Origin of the sequence: Mucilaginibacter endophyticus, assembly GCF_003351025.1 — a bacterium.
Lineage (GTDB): Bacteria > Bacteroidota > Bacteroidia > Sphingobacteriales > Sphingobacteriaceae > Mucilaginibacter > Mucilaginibacter endophyticus.
The window spans coordinates 1607590-1627057 of the sequence record NZ_QPCG01000001.1 but is presented as its reverse complement, the minus strand read 5'-3'; the positions used below and the strand labels follow the sequence as shown (position 1 = coordinate 1627057).

At 41.8% G+C, this 19468-nt stretch carries 18 protein-coding genes; 9 read left to right on the top strand and 9 right to left on the bottom strand.

Features of this window, described 5'->3' with window-relative positions; translation table 11 throughout:
* Window positions 1–336: 336 nt before the first annotated feature.
* The 3 genes from DUL71_RS06630 to DUL71_RS06620 are packed head-to-tail and all read left to right on the top strand — an operon-like array spanning window position 337 to window position 6038.
* Window positions 337–3576 carry a SusC/RagA family TonB-linked outer membrane protein gene (locus DUL71_RS06630; RefSeq protein ID WP_114937279.1) on the top strand — a complete coding sequence of 1080 codons (3240 nt, stop codon included), beginning with the start codon at window positions 337–339 and terminating at the stop codon, window positions 3574–3576.
* Between the two features lie 30 nt (window positions 3577–3606).
* Entirely contained in the window at window positions 3607–5070 is a 1464-nt protein-coding gene (locus DUL71_RS06625) for a SusD/RagB family nutrient-binding outer membrane lipoprotein (protein ID WP_114937278.1), read from the top strand.
* Between the two features lie 14 nt (window positions 5071–5084).
* A complete protein-coding gene (locus DUL71_RS06620) occupies window positions 5085–6038 on the top strand; it encodes a DUF1735 domain-containing protein (protein ID WP_114937277.1) in 954 nt (317 codons plus the stop codon).
* A gap of 252 nt (window positions 6039–6290) precedes the next feature.
* On the opposite strand, the gene DUL71_RS06615 is transcribed toward DUL71_RS06620, so the two are convergent.
* Complete coding sequence (locus tag DUL71_RS06615) at window positions 6291–7514, bottom strand: CehA/McbA family metallohydrolase (RefSeq protein ID WP_114937276.1); 1224 nt, start codon at window positions 7512–7514, stop codon at window positions 6291–6293.
* A gap of 213 nt (window positions 7515–7727) precedes the next feature.
* Between DUL71_RS06615 and DUL71_RS06610 the strand changes: the two genes are divergently transcribed.
* Window positions 7728–8663, top strand: a complete 936-nt coding sequence (locus DUL71_RS06610) for a DUF5996 family protein (RefSeq protein ID WP_114937275.1) — start codon at window positions 7728–7730, stop codon at window positions 8661–8663.
* Between the two features lie 104 nt (window positions 8664–8767).
* Window positions 8768–9028, top strand: a complete 261-nt coding sequence (locus DUL71_RS06605; RefSeq protein WP_114937274.1) for a hypothetical protein — start codon at window positions 8768–8770, stop codon at window positions 9026–9028.
* Here DUL71_RS06605 and DUL71_RS06600 read toward each other — a convergent pair whose 3' ends face one another.
* Both DUL71_RS06600 and DUL71_RS06595 read right to left on the bottom strand, forming a co-directional pair.
* Entirely contained in the window at window positions 9029–9583 is a 555-nt protein-coding gene (locus tag DUL71_RS06600) for a hypothetical protein (protein ID WP_114937273.1), read from the bottom strand.
* A gap of 136 nt (window positions 9584–9719) precedes the next feature.
* Window positions 9720–10268 (bottom strand): fasciclin domain-containing protein, encoded by a 549-nt coding sequence (locus DUL71_RS06595; RefSeq protein ID WP_112574380.1) that lies wholly within the window; start codon window positions 10266–10268, stop codon window positions 9720–9722.
* Between the two features lie 221 nt (window positions 10269–10489).
* Here DUL71_RS06595 and DUL71_RS06590 point away from each other — a divergent pair, with 221 nt between their 5' ends.
* The gene (locus tag DUL71_RS06590; protein ID WP_112574379.1) at window positions 10490–10720 is read left to right on the top strand and encodes a helix-turn-helix domain-containing protein; all 231 of its coding nucleotides are present in this window, start codon (window positions 10490–10492) and stop codon (window positions 10718–10720) included.
* A 106-nt stretch (window positions 10721–10826) separates the two neighbouring features.
* Window positions 10827–11219: a DoxX family membrane protein gene (locus DUL71_RS06585; protein ID WP_114937272.1), complete on the top strand. Its 393-nt coding sequence runs from the start codon at window positions 10827–10829 to the stop codon at window positions 11217–11219.
* Between the two features lie 27 nt (window positions 11220–11246).
* On the opposite strand, the gene DUL71_RS06580 is transcribed toward DUL71_RS06585, so the two are convergent.
* Window positions 11247–11858 (bottom strand): TetR/AcrR family transcriptional regulator, encoded by a 612-nt coding sequence (locus tag DUL71_RS06580; protein ID WP_114937271.1) that lies wholly within the window; start codon window positions 11856–11858, stop codon window positions 11247–11249.
* A gap of 55 nt (window positions 11859–11913) precedes the next feature.
* On the bottom strand, window positions 11914–13461 hold the full coding sequence (locus DUL71_RS06575; RefSeq protein WP_114937270.1) for a DHA2 family efflux MFS transporter permease subunit: 1548 nt from the start codon (window positions 13459–13461) through the stop codon (window positions 11914–11916).
* A 234-nt stretch (window positions 13462–13695) separates the two neighbouring features.
* On the opposite strand from DUL71_RS06575, the gene DUL71_RS06570 reads away from it, so the two are divergent.
* A complete protein-coding gene (locus DUL71_RS06570; protein ID WP_114937269.1) occupies window positions 13696–15381 on the top strand; it encodes a hypothetical protein in 1686 nt (561 codons plus the stop codon).
* 61 nt (window positions 15382–15442) lie between these two features.
* Here the strand turns inward: DUL71_RS06570 and DUL71_RS06565 are convergent, their stop codons facing one another.
* From DUL71_RS06565 to DUL71_RS06555, 3 genes are all read right to left on the bottom strand, one after another.
* On the bottom strand, window positions 15443–15805 hold the full coding sequence (locus DUL71_RS06565) for a VOC family protein (RefSeq protein WP_114937495.1): 363 nt from the start codon (window positions 15803–15805) through the stop codon (window positions 15443–15445).
* Window positions 15806–15894: 89 nt separating this feature from the next.
* On the bottom strand, window positions 15895–16341 hold the full coding sequence (locus tag DUL71_RS06560) for a GNAT family N-acetyltransferase (protein ID WP_114937268.1): 447 nt from the start codon (window positions 16339–16341) through the stop codon (window positions 15895–15897).
* Between the two features lie 309 nt (window positions 16342–16650).
* Window positions 16651–17634: an aldo/keto reductase gene (locus tag DUL71_RS06555; protein WP_114937267.1), complete on the bottom strand. Its 984-nt coding sequence runs from the start codon at window positions 17632–17634 to the stop codon at window positions 16651–16653.
* Window positions 17635–17810: 176 nt separating this feature from the next.
* On the opposite strand from DUL71_RS06555, the gene DUL71_RS06550 reads away from it, so the two are divergent.
* Complete coding sequence (locus DUL71_RS06550; RefSeq protein ID WP_114937266.1) at window positions 17811–18707, top strand: helix-turn-helix domain-containing protein; 897 nt, start codon at window positions 17811–17813, stop codon at window positions 18705–18707.
* A 71-nt stretch (window positions 18708–18778) separates the two neighbouring features.
* On the opposite strand, the gene DUL71_RS06545 is transcribed toward DUL71_RS06550, so the two are convergent.
* On the bottom strand, window positions 18779–19453 hold the full coding sequence (locus tag DUL71_RS06545) for a peroxiredoxin (protein ID WP_114937265.1): 675 nt from the start codon (window positions 19451–19453) through the stop codon (window positions 18779–18781).
* Between the last annotated feature and the right edge of the window lie 15 nt (window positions 19454–19468).

Genomic DNA, 19468 nt, shown 5'->3' with positions numbered 1-19468 from the left:
CCATTTATTTTATCTTAAATCGTAAAAAAAGGACACATTTTACAACTTATCACCTTAATATTTTTCATAACAAGGCATTTATAAGCAATTTTCTTCTTATTTTTATTTACAACCCCACGCAATAGCTTCAAAAATTAAAATTCACACAAAATTTATATGAATTTTATATGAAGAATTTAAAAAACCACTCATTTTAGTGGTTTTGAAACAACGTTTTATCAAAATTTTTATAAATATTTTAATATACAGGAAGAATATTAAACTTTTTTCAACTTTTTTTTCATTTTATTACAAAAATTGTAGTTTTGGGTATTAACTAAAACTGATTTTTTAACAATGAAAAAACTCCTACTCGCAAGCTGGTGTTTGTTCATGCTATTTATTAGTGTGGTACATGCACAAAACAAAACGGTTACCGGCCGGGTAACTTCAAAAGACGATGGACTACCGCTACCAGGCGTGTCCGTAAGAGTTGTAGGTACCACACTTGGTACACAAACAAATGCAGATGGTAAATTCTCTTTAACTGCTCCCGCATCTGCAAAATCATTAAGCTTCAGCTTTATCGGTTTTACATCAACAACAGTCGAAATTACTTCGGCTCCCTTGGATGTTAAATTATTAAGCAGTGCTAACAAATTATCCGAAGTGGTAATTACCGGTGCGTATGGTACTAAACAATCATCACGTTCGGCTTCATATGCTGCACAGGTTGTAAAGTCAGACGCACTGAACACTATCCGTCAGCCTAACGTTAACAACGCGTTAGCTGGTAAGGTTGCCGGTGTTCAGGTACGCAGCCAATCGGCCGCGGCACTGGGCCGTAACACCAATATCAGGCTACGTGGTGCTACTGGCTTTGGTAGCGGTAACAACCCTTTATACGTTGTTGACGGTACAATTATGCCAAACGCAGACGATTTGAGCAATGACGACATCGACAACATCAGTATCCTGAATGGCCCTGCCGCTTCTGCGCAGTTTGGCTCACAAGGTGCTTATGGTGCTATCGTTATCAGCACTAAAAAAGGTAAAAAATCAAAAGGTGTTGGTGTTGAGCTGAACCTTGGCGCTAACTTCGACAAGGCCTACATCCTTCCAAACTACCAAAACACTTATGGTGGTGGTGCTTCTGCCGATTTCATCCAGTATCACTGGAAAGATGGCGATCCTGAAGGATGGAAAGCATTAGATGGTAAATTCTATCCGGATTACACCGACGACAGCAGCTGGGGCCCTAAAATGGTTGGCCAGGAGTATATTCCATGGTATGCATGGGCTGCAGGCACCAAATACTCTTTCAAAACAGCAAAATGGACGCCTCAACCAGATAACGCTAAAGATTTCTTCCGTACCGGTGTAGCTTTGAACAACAGTGTTGCATTCACTAAAGCCGCAGATGATTATAACATCAGGATGTCATACAATAACCAACACACTACAGGTATAGTACCTGAAACCTGGTTAAATAAAAACAACTTCACCCTGAACGCAAACTTCGATCTTAACAAACACCTTACTGCAGGTGCAAGCATCAACTATTCTGGCACACAACTTCACGGCCAGATCAGCGACGCTTATGCGAGTGCATCAAGTGGTTCATTCAACTCATGGTTCCACCGTGATCTGGATATGGGCATCATGAAAGAGTTACAGGACCTGAAATCTCCTGACGGAACTTATGTGAGCTGGAACCACCAGAACCCTAACTCATACGATCCATCTAACCCAGCCGCGTTTTATGGTGGTAACTACTGGTATAACCCATATTTATGGCAAAAACAGTGGCAAAACCTAAACACCCGCGATCGTTTGTACGGAAACATCTATTTACAGTACAAGATCAACAACGATTTGAGCTTTAAGGTTACCTATCGCCGTAACCAAACCAACACATGGAACGAAAACAAAATTTCGTCAGAAATTCAGGCAAGCGGTACACAAACAGGTCAGAAAGCCACCTACGGTACTTCAAATACTTATTCAAACCGCGAAAACTATGAAACCTTGCTTAACTACGACAAGCAGATCAAAGATTTTCATGTGAATGTTAACGCTGGTAGTGATTTCTATAACTGGAGCTACAAAGACAACAGTGCTAACACTAACAACGGTTTAAGTGTTCCGGATTTATACACTTTAGCAAACTCTGTTGACCCTATCAGCGCAAGCAATGGCAGAACACAGGAGCAATATCGTGCAGTATTTGCAAAAGCTTCTGCCAACTACAAAAGAATTGTTTATGTAGACGCGACTTTACGTAACGATTGGTTCTCAACTATTTCTACTGTAAACGATGCAAACTCGGTATTATCAAAATCATTCGGTGGTTCATTCGTATTCAGCGAAGTATTGCCTGAGTTTAAAGACTGGTTGAGCTATGGTAAAGTAAGGGGATCATGGGGCCAGGTACCATTAGCTTTAGGTACATCAACCGAAACATTTGGTGCTTACAGAAACAATACTCTTTATGGTATTGCCGCAAACAAATGGAATGGCTCTTTATTACAAGGTGGCCCAACTCAATTTGTTGACCCAGCATTACACGGTACTACCACTACTTCAAAAGAGATTGGTTTGGATTTAGGTTTCTTTAACGACCGTTTAACTTTTGGTGCTACTTACTGGGCTGCTGATGATAAAGATATTCCACTGGGCTTAGCAGTTAACGCGGCCAGCGGTGTGTCATCAATTCTTACCAACGTAGGTTTGATCAAAAGAAGAGGTTTAGAGATCACCGCAAGCGGCACACCTATCAGGTTGCCAAACTTTAGCTGGACTATCAACACAAACTTTGCCCAGTTGCTTGACAACACCGTAGTTGAAATCAGCAACAAATACGGTGTTGATCGTGTTCAGGTTGCAGGTGTTTGGGGTACAGATATGCCATACCTGATCAATCAAAAAGGTAAATGGTGGGGCCAGATCTACGGTAACGGTATTAAACGTAACTCAGCCGGTATCCCTATCCTGACTTCATCTGGTGCTTACATCAATGATCCTAACGTATATTTCGGAAGCGCATTACCTAAATACACAGGTGGTTTACAAAACACATTCACTTTGTTTAAAGACTTTGTGTTAAGCGCAAACATCGATTACCAGTTTGGTGGTAAATTCGTTTCATTATCAAACCGTTGGGGTCAGTATAGCGGCTTAACTGCTAACACTGCTGCACTTAACGATAAAGGTATGTCGGTACGTGACCCTGTTGCTGATGGCGGTGGTGTTAAAGTTACCGGTGTTGATGCAGATAACAAACCAGTTACCTATTACGTTGACGCAAAATCATACTACCAGGGCTTAACAAACAATAAAACTTACGACCCTTATGTTTACGACCTTACTTTCATCAAACTTCGTGAGGTTGCTGTAGGCTACAACCTGCCAATCAAAAAATGGGGTTTAGGAAATGTATTCCAATCAGCAAGGATTGATTTAACCGGCCGTAACTTATTGCTGATATACGCTAAATCAAAAGATTTCGACCCATCAGAAATCAGTGCGACAGAAGGTGAAACTGCTCAGTACCCAGGTACAAGAGGTATCGGTTTCAACTTAAAAGTAACATTCTAAGCGATTAAGGATTATTAGATCAACAACAAAATGAAAAAGATATATCTATATACATTAGCAGGCGCGTTTACCTTTTTAGGCGCGGGTTGCAACAAGCTAAAGGATTTTGGCGACGTGAACAACAATCCGGCAGCAACAGTAACGCCAATCCCTTCGGCCTTGTTATCAAATGTTGAAGCAAGCTTAGGTGGCTATGGCTCAACCGGTACCGAAGCAATAAGCGGCGGTCAGTATGCTCAATATTTTACCGAAACACAGTACTCAGGAACATCATTATATAACCTGCCTCAAAACGGCTTTACAGGCAACTATGCTGGTAACCTGAACAACCTGCAACTGGTTATTAACCAAAACCCTAACAAAAACATGGTTAATGTTGCCAAAATATTGCAGCAATACATTTTCTGGATAGTAACCGATTCATGGGGTGATGTTCCTTACAGCGAGGCTTTAAAAGGCTCATCTAACATTTTGCCTAAATACGATACCCAGGAAACTATTTACAAAGGCATACTTACCACTTTAACAGATGCTATCAACTCGTTTGATTCATCGCCAATAAGCGGCGACATCATTTACGGAGGCGATGTAGCATCATGGAAAAGAATGGCAAACTCGCTTAAGTTGCTTGTTGCAGTTCAAATGTCAAATGTAACCGCTTCTTCTTCTGTTGCATCTGCAGCAGCAAGCGAAGCTATTACCTCAGGGGTAATAACCACTAACGCTCAAAACTTCAAGCTTCAGTATCCTGGTGGCAACTATAAAAGTGCATGGTGGAGCCTTTACAATGGCCGTAAGGACTTTGCTGAAGCAAAAACCCTTACTGATGTTACCGCTTCAACTAATGACGCTCGTCAGGCTGCTTTCGGTGGTGAAAGCGAAGTAGCAGGCAATGTTACTACATCAAGCATTGGTGTACCCTACGGTTTAGCACGTTTAACAGTAACCGCCTTTACTGATGCTAACCCTAAATGGGCCCGTGTTTTACGTGGTGATTTCAGGTTAGAGAACGGCTATGTAATGTTGATCAGTGCAGCTGAAACCTGGCTGGCCCGTGCAGAAGCTGCTAACTTAGGCTGGACTTCAGAATCAATTTCTACTAACTACAAATCAGGCGTAACTGCTTCATTTGAACAGTGGGGAGCCGGTACACCGTCAACTGCTTATCTAAACCAGTTCCCGGTTACCGATACAAAAGATGCCGATATTACCCATGCCCAGGTTAAAAACATATCAACCCAAAGGTGGATTTCAAGCTACCCTGACGGACATATGGGATGGAATATCTGGAGAAAAACAGGCTGGCCATCTCTTACCCCTGCTCCCGATGCTACGAACTCATCTAAAAAGATTGTTCGCAGGTTTGTATACGCTACCAGCGAATACAATACAAACGGCGCTAATGTGAACGCTGCAGTTGCAAGACTTAGCGGTGGCGATAGCCAGGATTCACGCGTGTGGTGGGATACAAGGAAAGACAAGGACAACAATTAAAAAATTGAAACAACATGAAAAAGAATATATATATCAAATATTTGCTTGTTGCCGGTATCGCGTCTGTAGCCCTCTTTTCAGGCTGCCGTAAAGAAACCGTAGCCGATAAAGTAAGCGGACAAGCGGCTAATAATGGCAAAACGCTTGTTGGCTTTCCTACAGGAATGGAAAACACAACGTTTTTTGATCCATTCACTAACATTAAAACCATTGATGTTTTTAGCATAAAAAAAGATGCAAAGGATAATGCAGATCTAATGAAGTCTAACAACTTTGTAGTTTCGTTGCTTCCTGACGCAGTTAACGCTTATAACGATCACAACGAAACTGACTACGTGCTGCTGCCTGCCTCTTTTTATACAGTAGTTTCAGCACCTGACCTTGCTATTGCAGGTAACAATTACACTTTTAAGTTTACCAACGGAGATTTTCAAAAAACAATGTCTATTAAATTAGATGGAAGTAAAATGGATCTTTCAAAAACTTACGTATTACCTTATAAGCTTACCAACTCTGATGGTATCGGCATACATGATGCAAGCAAAGACACCTTGTACGCAATTTATGCCATTAAGAATGCCTATGACGGCAAATACACCATAAGCGGGTCAATTTTGAGATATACAGGACCAGGAGGAACAACAGATAATACGTTAGGTGGTACTTACCCCGACGGCGTTACGATACCGTTGGCTACGATAGGCAAATATGCAAACAGTATTTCACTACTGTGGGCTGATGGTAAAACCGGCGTAGGCGGCGTTGATGGATTAAACTTAGTAGTTGACCCAGCAACAAATAAGGTTACTGTTTCGGCCACTGGCAACCCCGCTGTAAAAAATGACCCGGGTTCTGATAATTATTATGACCCAGATGCCAAAACATTCCACCTTAAATTTTCATGGGGTGCCGATGCTGACCACCAACGAAAAGTTGATGCAACTTTAAAATACGCCGGTTCCCGTTAACAAAATACACAAAAAGAGCCGCTTGCATTACACAATGCGGCTCTTTTTATACCCTGTAACATCACAACTACTTAGTAATGATGTACCAACCTTATCTGTAATTAAACAAATCCGTATTGAAACGGGTGTTTTAATAAATTATTTAATTAGACGCCTATACTTTTAACTGCAGCTTCGTTCTTTTAGTTAATAGTTACAATAAAAAACCGTACACAGTAAGCTCGTGTACGGTTTTCTTTTTTTAAAAGATTATTAAAAATTGGGGTCGAAGTTAAAACAGATCGGATTTGATAATCCAACCATATTTCCGCTCAAGGCTGCCGATTGAGGCACCTGTGGGTAAGGTGTAGCCGGCCCTTCAACCGTAACCCTGTAATAGGTACGGCCTTTTATTGCAGGTGTATCAGTAAATTCAACAACAGCAGCTTTTCCATCTATTTTAAGTGTGCTGAACGGGTTGCCGTTTTTTACAACATTAACAGTATAGGTGGTATCCTTAATGCTGTTCCCGGTTAGTTGGACTTTAAATTTTACTGGCTTACCGGTTGCTTTTACATTATCCCCCATCATCATATCCATTTTATCGTCGCCATTTAAATCGGCATAAAACTCAACACGTGGCGCGTACGGGTTTGAACTGATAGACACCCGACCGTTGGTTAAAGCGTCGATAACGGCTTGCTTGGTACGCGCTGTCGCGAATACCCAGGTAGTAGGTGTACCTGCATAATTGGCTTTAGCCTGGTAGGTATTAGGGCCTGGTTTTTCATCACCTACGGGTACGCCATGATGGGCATCGCTCCCTCCCCTTCCGGTCAGTTTTCGACCCGATGAAAGCATATCGTCCCAGATCATAATGGCGTTGGCGTTTTTTGACCAGATGGCAGAATTCCATACTTCGATAGAGTTGACCATATCGTACGAGTATCCAAAATGATCTTTACCGCTGGGGTGATTGGCCGACAAGTGGATCCCCAGGCTATTTTTTATCCGTCCAACTACTGTATCACGCTGATCACGTACATCGTATAGTTTTTGATGATCGTAAGGCTTGGCCGAAAAAGCATTGCCATGGCCCCGGGTAGTTGTCCACTCGGCAGCGTACAACAATAACACCGAATCTGATTTAAATTCCGGATCAACCCAGGTATTGTGTGCTACGTCGCCTTCTACATGGTTATCATGATCGGTAATAGCCAGGAAATCGATACCTACCAGCTTACAAAATGCGATGATCTTGCTGATTGAATTATTTGATGATTCTTTGCTGTGCCTGGAGTGCATATGCAACTCGCCTTTAAGCCAGACCCCATTGCTCAAACTGGCCGGCGGAGGCAATGTACCCAACGGCTTAGCGGCCCAGGGATTTACGTGAGTCGATTGTGCCAATGCTGAGCCGTTGATGAAGCCCGCCGCCATAATCATTAAACCGGTTTTAATTAACAGCCTGAATTTTCTGTTAGTCTTTAGTACCATAAGTAGTTTATTGTCGAATAGTTATTTTGAATTTCGGCGGCGAACTTAGTCCGCTAATGTTAGCTGACCGTTAAGGTGTACAAATGATATAAGAATGTGACAGTGAAAGCAAAAACTGAAACACCGGTTTTATTTTTTGATTGAAAATCATCGACTACATCAGCAAAAACATTAGTAAATTAGAGTTAAACGATTTAACTCAACAAACCACCCATGAGCAATCCAATAATGACACGCTGGCCAAAACTTGACTATCACGACCTGAAAAACACGCTTGCAAGTGTTCATATGTGGACCCAGATTATTGGTAAGGTGAGGCTAAAGCAAATGCCCTGGATCAACCACTCATGGCAGGTAACCTTGTATGTGAGTTCCACCGGTCTTACCACAGGGAGCATGCCTTTTAAAGGCGGCGTATTCCAAATAGATCTTGATTTTATAAGCCATACGCTTAACATATCCACCAGTACCGGCGAAAAACGGTCATTCGGGCTTGGAACAGGTAGCGTAGCCACCTTTTACAAAACGTTGATGGAAAATATCAGCTCGGTTAACGCCGAGGTGGAAATATACGCTGTGCCTAACGAAGTTGATCCGGCTATTCCTTTTGCTGAAAACCACACACCTTGTAGCTATGATGCAGCCATTATGCATGATTACTGGCAGGCGCTGGTCAGGATCCACAATGTTTTTACCGAATTCAGAGCTGGGTTTCAGGGTAAAAACAGCCCGGTACATTTCTTTTGGGGAGGGTTTGATTTGGCTGTCACCCGTTTTTCGGGCAGGCCGGCACCAAAACATCAGGGTAACATGCCTAATATGCCTGCTATAATAATGCAGGAGGCTTATTCGCAGGAAGTAAGCTCATGTGGTTTTTGGCCCGGTTCTGATGCATTCCCTCATCCCGTATTTTATTCTTACTGTTACCCTACTCCGGAGGATTTTGGCACACAACAGGTATCGCCTCCTGAAGCTTTCTACAGTGGCGATATGGGCGAATTTTTATTGACCTATGAAGTTGTTTCCGGCTCCGACAATCCCGAAAAAACACTGCTTCAGTTTTTGCAATCTACCTATGACGCTGCAGCTAAAACAGGCAATTGGGACAAAGACCTGCAATGCGATCTTTCGGCATTAAAAAACGCTTGAAGTAAAAGATAACTTTTGGGTGTTCATGAGCAACACAAATACATATCAGCATTTGCTTTTACGCCAATAATGATTTAACTTTAATTAGCAATAATTATTTGATTATGAGCCAATTTCCAGACCCCGACGAAACACCTACCCCCGACGAGGACGGACAAAATATACCCGATATCTGGGATATTAAAACATCGGGAAAAGGTCGTGTAGGTAGATTAGATACCAACTTTGAAGAGAGTATCGAAGAGAGTTTGCCATGTGCCGATGATAGCGAACCTTATGTAGAAGGAGATTTTGGAACGCCCGATTTATGGGACGGAAATGACCTCTCATCGTCCGATCAGGCAGATTACGCTGAAGCAGAATAATCAGGAAGCTATATTAGCGATACCAAAAGCAATCCCCATAACTATGGGCGAGAAAAATATTGCCCTAAGACAAAGTACGTACATCTTCCAGCGCCTATCATTCTTTTTGGTGTTTTCCTCAATCCGCTCCTTAAAATTGATGATCTCCACCTTATAAAAAGCTAAAAGCCGGTCATCATCCTTCAATTTATCGTTGAAAAACCCAATATTAAAATATGCTTCAGGGTTTGTACCGGGTAAAAAGTATTCGCTTGGTGTCACACTTTCTAAAATAAATATCAGGCCCAGTATCAAAAAGTAAAATATACCTACTATTGCCGTAAACAACAAAGTATCTAAATGAGGGGTATCCTTCCATTTTCCGATAGCATACGCTACCAGACCAATCAAAACACCGGAGACCAGCGTTAACAAACCGTTTGACCGTTCGTAAATTCCCCTTGCCGTTTCCATAGTGTAGTTATATGATTTTTCGGCCTGGTCAAATATGAATTTTGCATCTTCAAGGGTTAATTTGTTGAGCCAGTCTTTCTTTTCCTTCCAGAAGTTTTCCATAAGGGTACTTTTACCCTAATTTAAATTTATTTTGTCGTAATTCATACAATATCAATCAAATACAATCAAGCCTAAATAAAAAAGCCCGGCGCTTTAAGCAACCGGGCCTGCATTTATTTACAAACTGAGATTTTACTTAGTTAGGCATTAATACGGTATTAACCACGTGAATGACACCATTTTTTTGAAATACATCGGCAATGGTGATCCACGATTTACCGCCTTTTTCATCAACAAGGTATAGTTTTTTGCCTTTCGCCATAACGGTAAGTGTACCACCTGCTACTGTTTTTAATTCGGCTTTACCCATACCGGCTTTAACTTTAGCCCACAACTCTGCCGAACTTAAACGCCCTGCTACCACATGGTAAGTAAGGATCTTGGTTAGCATTGCTTTATTTTCCGGTTTCAACAAGGTTGGCACGGTTTCCTTTGGTAGTTTATCAAATGCCTCATTAGTTGGTGCAAAAACGGTAAAGGGGCCGTCGCCTTTCAGTGTTTCTACTAAACCGGCGGCTTTAACAGCAGCAACAAGCGTAGTATGGTCTTTTGAATTTACCGCGTTGTCAATAATATCTTTAGTTGGGTACATAGCAGCGCCACCTACCATTTTGGTTTGAGCGTTGGCTTTAGGGGCTACTGCAAAAGCTACTAATGCAAAGGCCGCGATGATCAGTTTTTTCATAATTTATGTTTTAATTAATTTGGTAAGAACTACGAGGCACTTCGCCAGGCAGATTCGAATTCATTAACAAACAAACACAAATCACTGATTATCAAACAATTAACCACATCCTATTTTAGAGTACGATTAAAGTACAAAACCTGACTGTTTATTACCCTTTTCCCAATCCGAAGCATTTATAATTACGTTTATCAATTAAACCATCCACCCACAAAAAAGAAATGCTTACCGAAAAACTTATAGCCAACAGGATCCGTGCAGTCAGGGAAGAAAAAAATTACACCCAGTTTTACGTTGCTTACAAACTCAACGTATCCCAAAACACATTCAGCAAAATTGAATTGGGCAACGTTAAGCTAACACTCGCCAGGCTTATTGAAATAGCAAAGGTGTTAGAAGTTGACCTGATAGAATTTTTAAGAGAAGAGTCGCTATATATTATTGCAAGATAAGTTATTGATCTGTCCCAGCGGCTTTCAGTTTATTTATAACCGATATTTTTAAATATAAATTTGATCATTAATTTTCGATAAATTCAGCCCGGGTTATAAATCATTCATGAAAACTACAACGCTGATTTGCCGGGTATTGCTCGGTTCGCTTTATCTGATCTTCGGACTCGACTACTTTTTACACTTCATACCTTATCAGCCGTTGCATACCGGTAAAGCGGGCGCTTTTATAGCCGGCTTAAAAGGCACAGGCTACTTTTACCCCATGCAAAAAGTAATACAGATTATAGGTGGCCTATCGCTTATGTTTAACCGCTATGCGCCGTTTTCGGCTGTGGTATTGTTTCCCATCAGTTTAAATGTATTACTGTTTCATACTTTTTTAGTACCATCCGGATGGTTAATGGGCGTTACGCTTGTTGTACCAAACTTGCTGCTGGGCTATGCTTACCGAAAATATTATAGCGGCATGTTTACCATGAAAGCAGTTGGTGAATAGTAGATGTGTAAATACAAGCTTAAATCTTTACTCTCCTTTTAAAATCTGTCCAATCCAAACCGGGATCAGTTTTTTCCTTTCCCTCATCATTGCCTCAAATTCAGCAGCCTCGAAATAACCTGCTTCCAGTTGTTTTGGGCGCGATAGGAACGGAAAAACAATCATACCTGTAATATTCCACATCAGGTTAACCGGGTGAAATTTGATAACACCATCGGCCTGCATTGCGTAAAGCTGTTTAGCAAATACGGAATTAGTTAGCGTTTTAAACTTTTCAACCATGGGCAAATTGGTTTGCCCGGCGAGGACCTCGTTTATCATAAAAAAGGGGAAATCTGGGTTTTCCAGAAGCTGATCAATATAGTAGCCTACGCAAATTTCTATCTTTTGAATAGCCGTGGTTGCTTCGTCATTTAAAACCGGCTCTATTTTATCAAAAAGCTTTTTAATGGTTTCATCCATGATGAACGCGAAAAGGTTTTCCTTACTGCGGAAGTAGTAATTAACCGACGCCACGTTGGTATTAGCCTCTGTAGCTATGTCCCTTACGGTTGTAGCGAGGAATCCTTTTTTGGTAAAGATTGACCTGGCTGCATTCAGTATTTTCTCTTCGGTTGTTGTCTCGGCGGTTATTGTCATGGATGATATATGTTTTCAAATTTAGTCATTCAAAAACATATATCATCCGGAGGATTTAATGTGTATCGGCAACAGCCTTTTGACCTTTCACAATCGGCGCTAAAAATATCAGCGGAATAGCCGCCAGCATCACCCAGCCAACTACGATGTAGGCGTCATTATAACTCAACAATGTACTTTGCCTGTTAACCGTACCGTCGATGGCTGCATAGGCCATTTTTGAAGCGTCAAAGAATGATTTTCCTTTAGCCATAAATCCATGCAACAACGCGTTATACCTATCAGTGAAATAGTTGTTATATGGATTAATATTGGACAACAGGTTATTGCGGTGCGTAGCTACGCGGATATGGATCAGCGTATTTAAACCGGCTATCCCAAACGAGCCACCCAATTGGCGCATCATATTGTTTAGGCCTGTACCCTGACCTATCTCCGCCCCTTTTAAACCGCCGATGGCGATAGTAGTAAGCGGCACAAAAAGCAAGGATAAACCGATACCCCTGATGGCTAATGGCCAAAAGAAATCACCGGTACCTGAGGCCAAAGTTGAGCCGCTCATAAACCAGGAGAAAACAAAGAACAATATCATGCCAAATACAGCCATAAACTGCGCTGGTAATCCTTTATTCAGCATAATACCTACAAAAGGCATCATCATAATGGTGAACAAACCACCAGGCAACAAGATCTCGCCGGTTTGTTGTGCCGAAAACCCCAGCAAATTCTGACAAAAAACAGGGAACACGAATTGGGAGCCGTACAAACCGACACCTAATATAAACGAGGTAACCATCCCTGCCGAAAAGCTCCGGTGCCGCATGATCTTGAAGTTAACAATGGGATGGTCGGTACTTAACTCACGCCATAAAAAAAGCAGTAATCCAATAACCGCGGTGCAAGTAAGTACGATGATGTAAGTAGTGGCAAACCAGTCTTCGTCCTCCCCTTTTTCTAATATAGTTTGTAAGCTACCTACTGTAATAGCCAGTAATGCAATCCCCCACCAATCGATAGGTTTATCTTTTCCATCGCGGGATGTTGCCTTTACATACATCACCGTAAATATGGCCGCCAGAATCCCTACAGGTATGTTCACATAAAAGATCCAACGCCAGGCGGCATGGTCTGTTATGTACCCACCAATAGTTGGGCCTATAGTTGGCCCAACAACGGCACCTAAACCAAACAGCGCCGTAGCGGTACCCAATTGCTCGGCAGGCCATGTTTCAATAAGGATGGCCTGTGATGTTGAAAGTAAACCTCCGCCTGCTAAACCCTGTAAAATCCTGAAAGCAACAAGCTCAGTTAAGCTATGGGCATTACCGCATAAAAACGAGGCGATGGTAAATACAATGATGGAAGTTAAAAAGTAATTTTTACGTCCGAAAAAGCTGCTCAGCCAGCCCGACATGGGCAAAATGATAACGTTTGCCACGCTGTACCCGGTAACAACCCAGGCAGCATCTGTTATGGTGGCCCCCAGGTTACCTTGAATCTGAGGGATAGAAACGTTAACTATGGTGGTATCTATTAATTCTAACAATGAAGCGATAATTACCGTAATGGTAATTATCCACTTTTTAAATCCTGACTCGGCCATTTGATAAAAGTTTTGTGTCTTAAATAATGGCTCAAAATTAATCAATCGTTTGATTAAAACATTTGTTTAAAACACAGACATGGTTTTATTACGCTTAGGTGACAGGCAACTTTAAACCGAACCATTATAAGACAGTTCAGGACAGTTGAACTTTTTGTTATAAATAGCTTAGCCTACCATTATAAGCTTTAACAAAGGAATAATCTTAGATACCCTGTACGCGTCACCTTTGCCATGAAAAACATCGTTCATATTTTCCGAATCATTACCGGTATTTTTTGCATCTGTATATCAGGATGGCTTCCCTCCTACGGCCAAACTACTCCTGCAAAAGAGCCTTCAACGCCAAGGATAGTTAACATCGTTAATTTCATTCGCTTGCTTGAACCACGTGACGCGGCTATTACCGAGGATGTGCTTTACCAAACTGTAGTAAAGCAAGTGGAGATCATGAAAAAATATAAGCTTGGCGGCACATTTCTATTACAGTACGATGCGCTGATAGATCCCCGGTATCAGAAACTATTAAAAGCTTTACCACGCAATTCATTTGAGATTGGCGCCTGGTGGGAAATTCCGCAGCCGCAAGTTGAAAGGGCTGGCATGAAATGGCGTGGCCGCTATCCCTGGGACTGGCGCGCAAATATTGGTTTCTCTACCGGTTATACTCCCAAAGAGCGCGAAAAACTGATAGATGTTTACATGACCGATTTTAAAAAGATCTTTGGCTATTATCCAAAATCTGTCGCTTCATGGTTCATCGATAGCTACAGTTTAGAGTATATGTATCAAAAGTACCATATTGTAGCATCCGCCAATTGCAAAGATCAGTATGGTACAGATGGCTATACCTTATGGGGAGGCTACTGGAACCAGGCTTATTACCCCAGTAAGATTAACTCATACATGCCTGCACAAAATGCTGTCAACCAGATTCCGGTGCCTATTTTCAGAATGCTGGGCAGCGACCCGATTCGCCAGTATGATAACGGCCTTGGCACAACACGCCAGGGCGTAGTAACACTGGAACCTGTTTACAAATTTGGAGGCGGCGACGCAGATTGGGTTAATTGGTTTTTCAAATCGTTTACAGATGATAAGGCACTCGGCTTTAACTATACGCAAGCAGGTCAGGAAAACTCTTTTACCTGGGATGCCATGGCCAAAGGTTTTGAAATCCAGATGCCTTTGATTGCTCGCCTGAGGGATGAGCGTAAGATCAGGGTGGAAACGATGGAGACATCAGGCCGTTGGTTTAAAAAGCAGTATCAAGTAACTCCGGCCACCTCATTTACCGTAAGCCATGATCTTGGCGAAAGTGATTTAAAAACCGTTTGGTTTAACAGCCTTTTTTACCGCGTTAACCTGTTATGGGAAAAGGGCAATTTGCGAATCAGGGATCTTCACTTGTTTGATGAAAACTTTCCATCAGTTTATACCAAGCAGGTAGCCACATCAAACGAATGCACCTTTTTCACTTTGCCGGTGATTGATGGTTATATATGGAGCAAACCCGATCAGATTGCCGGGCTCAGGCTTAAGGCTTTAATTAATGGCAATGAAGTTCTTCTGGAAGGAAAAGATCCGGTTTATACCCACCCCACACCCGGGAGCTTGCGTATATCGTGGCCACTCACAACGATTAAAGGCGCTTTGGAGATAAACCTGAACGAAAAACAATTATCCATGAAACTGGTAAGCGCACAAACTAACAACTGGTATTTTGACATGACAACAGCTTCCGGAATAAAATTGCCTTTTGAAAGCATCAGGGATAAGCAGATCAATTGCCGCTTTGAGGAAACACGATATGCTTTTAAAGCCATCAAAGGCACTTTTTCCGAACCAGGAAACGGAACCATATTTCGACTAAAACCTAAGGGCAATAGCATAGTTCTCGATCTGTCGTCAATTAAATAGTGTTAAAAACAACGAATCAGTTTATCGGCTTTTGGCTTTGTGCCTTCTGCTTTTAGCTCTATTAAAAGAACTCGCCAAAATGCCAGAGTATCCCGGAGGGATCGTGCAGAAAGCACTCCCTCCCCCAATGATCAACCCTGATGGGAGTTAATCGCACACCTGCATATTTGGCAGGGAGGTTTAAGGCTACCAATTCGTTCCAATAGCGATCAACGTCATCCACCTCTAAAAAAAGCATGGTGTTATCTATCCAGTCTTTAACGTAGGCATTCTGCAGGTAAAAAGCAAGCTGACCGGTCTTAAACACCGACATACCGGCATCCAGTACAACCTCTTCAAACCCCAGATCACGATAAAAGCTCCGGGATATTTCAAAATCTTTAGCGCCGATAAACGGTCTGAGCGATGTTGCCTTGTGTTGCATATTTGCAGCTTTAATATTGGCTGATGCCGGTAACAAATAATCAAAAACTAAATTACCTGATTATTGCCGGTTTTCATAATTGGCTATTGTTAAAGCGTTAGTTCAAATACACAATACGCCTCATTTCGCCCTACATAGGTAAAACCTAACCTCTTACAGATATTTACTGCTTTTGTATTATCGGCATTTACCTCGGTACGGCATTTTTTAAAGCCTTTCAGTGTTAAATCTTTCACTGCAAATTCAACAAGCCTGCGGCCGTATCCCATTCGTTTAGTAGATGGGTCAATAATCAGCATCGAAATAAATCCAATTTTATTAACGTAATCGTTAGCGTAATAAGCTAAAAAACCAAGTAAGGCATCCTGTGCCATAATGGTTATGATAGATGCTCTATCAATAAGTTTGTCAATGTAACCATCCAGGTCCCCAACTTCAAACAAACCACTTTCGTCGTTGATCATCAGGTTCATCAGATCATAAATTTTCGGTTTTAAGTAAGAGCTTTGTTCAATCATAATCGGTTCAAATTTCATTTAGTGAAAAAATCATTTAAAATCGGTTATATCAGCTCAAGGGAGCGGCAACAATACAGAAACGTTAATATCCGGAAGGTGTATTAACAGGGTACAGAAATCAATAGTAGCGATGTAAAGGTGACTGATATTTAGATTATGAGCCTAATTTATAGGTCTGCTTTTAAACAAACAAGGAATATAAAACAATGAGATTAAATTGTAAACATGCTGCATACAGGCTTTACAGTATTTGTAAACCGGTTTCGCAAAAACAGAAGAGGCATGAAGTATATCCCTCGTGCCCCGTTTCGGTAATTCAAGTATAAATTATTTTCCAACCCTTTTTTGCAGATGCTCGGGGTAGCGTGCGCCTTCTATCTTAATTTCTGAGGCAGCTTTTTCGATCTGGCTCAGATCATCGGCTGTTAATATTATATCTACAGCGCCAAGGTTTTCTTCCAGGCGATGCAATTTAGTAGTTCCGGGGATAGGAGCAATCCATGGCTTTTGAGCCAATAACCAGGCCAATGCTATTTGAGCAGGAGTAGCTTGCTTTTCATGGGCTATTTTGGTGAGCAGATCAACCATTGCCTGATTTGCAGCTCTTGCGTCGGGGGCGAAACGTGGTACAATGTTTCTAAAATCTGTCTTGTCAAAAGATGTACTCTCGTTGATTGCACCTGTTAAAAAACCTTTCCCAAGTGGACTGAACGGAACAAATCCGATACCTAACTCTTCCAGCAAAGGCATTATCTCATCTTCGGGTTCGCGCCACCATAAGGAGTATTCGCTTTGTAAAGCGGCCACTGGCTGCTCGGCATGTGCTTTCCGGATGGATTGTATACCGGCTTCTGACAAACCAAAATGTTTCACCTTTCCTTCCTGTATCAGATCTTTAACTGTCCCGGCAACATCCTCAATAGGTACATTTGGGTCAACCCGATGTTGATAGAATAGATCAATACGACCGGTTTTTAATCTTTTAAGCGATGCTTCAACAACTTCCCTGATACGTTCAGGACGGCTATCCATACCATCTCCCGGTTTGCCATCTTTGAAACCGAATTTAGTAGCAATAACCAATTTATCGCGGTAAGGCGTAAGTGCCTCGCCCAAAAGCTCTTCGTTTGTAAAAGGGCCATAAGCTTCGGCAGTGTCAAAAAAGGTAACCCCTCTTTCAACCGCGGCATGTAACAGCTTAACGGCATCTTTTAAATCAGTTGCGGGGCCGTAACCAAAGCTTAAACCCATACAGCCTAACCCCAATTCGGATACTTCGAGGCCGCTATTACCTAATCTTCTCGTTTTCATATATTTAATAAGTTAAACAGATCATCATTCTAATTATCAACACAAAGGTGGGATGTATTTTTAAAGCAACTGTTATACCAATTACTGTATTGCTTACCAATATCACTGATTAAAACGTCAATATAAGGCAAACCTTAAAAGAAGGTTTAACTTTGATATAATTGAAAGGGATAGTTATGGAAAATATCATTAAGGTGGACTCGATAAGCCAATTCAACGCGCTCAACAACCATGAAACGCTTCATCCGCTTATCAATATTGTTGATCTGTCGAAAGCAGATATACGCCTGAACCGCCGCGTCAACTACAACTTTTATACTGTATTTTTAAAAGAAATCAAATGTGGCGATCTGAAATATGGTTGCAATTACTATGACTACCAGGAAGGGTCGTTGATATTTGTCGGCCCCGGACAAGTGATAGGTCAGGATGACAACGGGGAGTACTACCAGCCAAGAGGCCAGGCATTGGTTTTTCATCCAGATCTGATCAGAGGAACCTCACTTGGCCGCCATATTCTGGATTATACCTTTTTTTCGTACGATGTACATGAGGCGCTGCACTTATCCGAAAGTGAAAGAAAGATCATTACCGATTGCTTTGAAAAGATCAGATACGAACTCGAACACGCTATAGACAAACACAGCAAAACCTTAATTGTAAGTAACATCGAATTGTTCCTGAACTATTGTCAACGTTTTTATGACCGCCAGTTCATCACCCGCGACCTTGCCCATAAAGGTGTATTACAACGGTTTGAAAGCTTGCTGGATAATTATTGGACATCAGATAAACCAACTACGATAGGTTTACCTTCCGTTGGTTACTGCGCAGATCAGTTAAACCTGTCGGCCAATTACTTTGGCGATCTCATCAAAAAAGAAACCGGAAAATCGGCCCAGGAGTATATTCAATCAAAAGTAATTGATGTTGCCAAGGAGAAGATCTTTGACACCAGTAAGTCGCTAAGCGAGATTGCATATGGCTTAGGCTTTAAATACCCGCAGCATTTCACGCGTTTATTCAAGCAGCGTGTCGGATACTCTCCTATTGAATACCGCTCGTTAAATTAATATTCCAATGCAAAGCGCGCATGTCCGGGCAAAAAATGCGCGCTTTGCAGATGGATTTCTCTTTAAAAAAATTAATTCATAACAGTTTCACCCGGTTGCGCTACTATACGCAGGTAAGGCTTAACGGTTTTCCAGCCGTTGGGAAATTTTTCTTTAGCCTCTTCATCAGATACGGCAGGAACAATAATTACATCTTCGCCGTTTTTCCAGTTTACCGGTGTAGCCACTTTGTAACCGGCTGTTAGCTGCAATGAATCCAGTACACGCAATATCTCGTCAAAATTGCGGCCTGTAGCCATTGGATAGGTAAGCATCAATTTAATTTTTTTGTCCGGGCCAATGATAAACACCGAGCGCACGGTTTGATTGGTAGCTGCAGTGCGTCCTTCTGAGGTTCCTGGTTCATCGGCAGGTAACATATCGTATAATTTTGCTATAGCCAGGTCAGGATCACCTATCATGGGGTAGTTTACCGCGTATCCCTGTGTTTCGTGGATATCTTTTGCCCACTCAGCATGACGACCAACCGGATCGACACTTAAACCAATCACTTTACAATTACGCTGCCGAAATTCGGGCGCAAGTTTAGCCATGTAACCCAGTTCGGTAGTGCAAACAGGGGTAAAATCTTTAGGGTGCGAAAAAAGAATTGCCCAGCCATCCCCTATCCAATTATGAAAATTGATAGTTCCTTCAGTTGTTTCTGCCTGAAAATCTGGTGCTGTGTCGTTTAGTCTGATACTCATGATGTTTATAGTTTT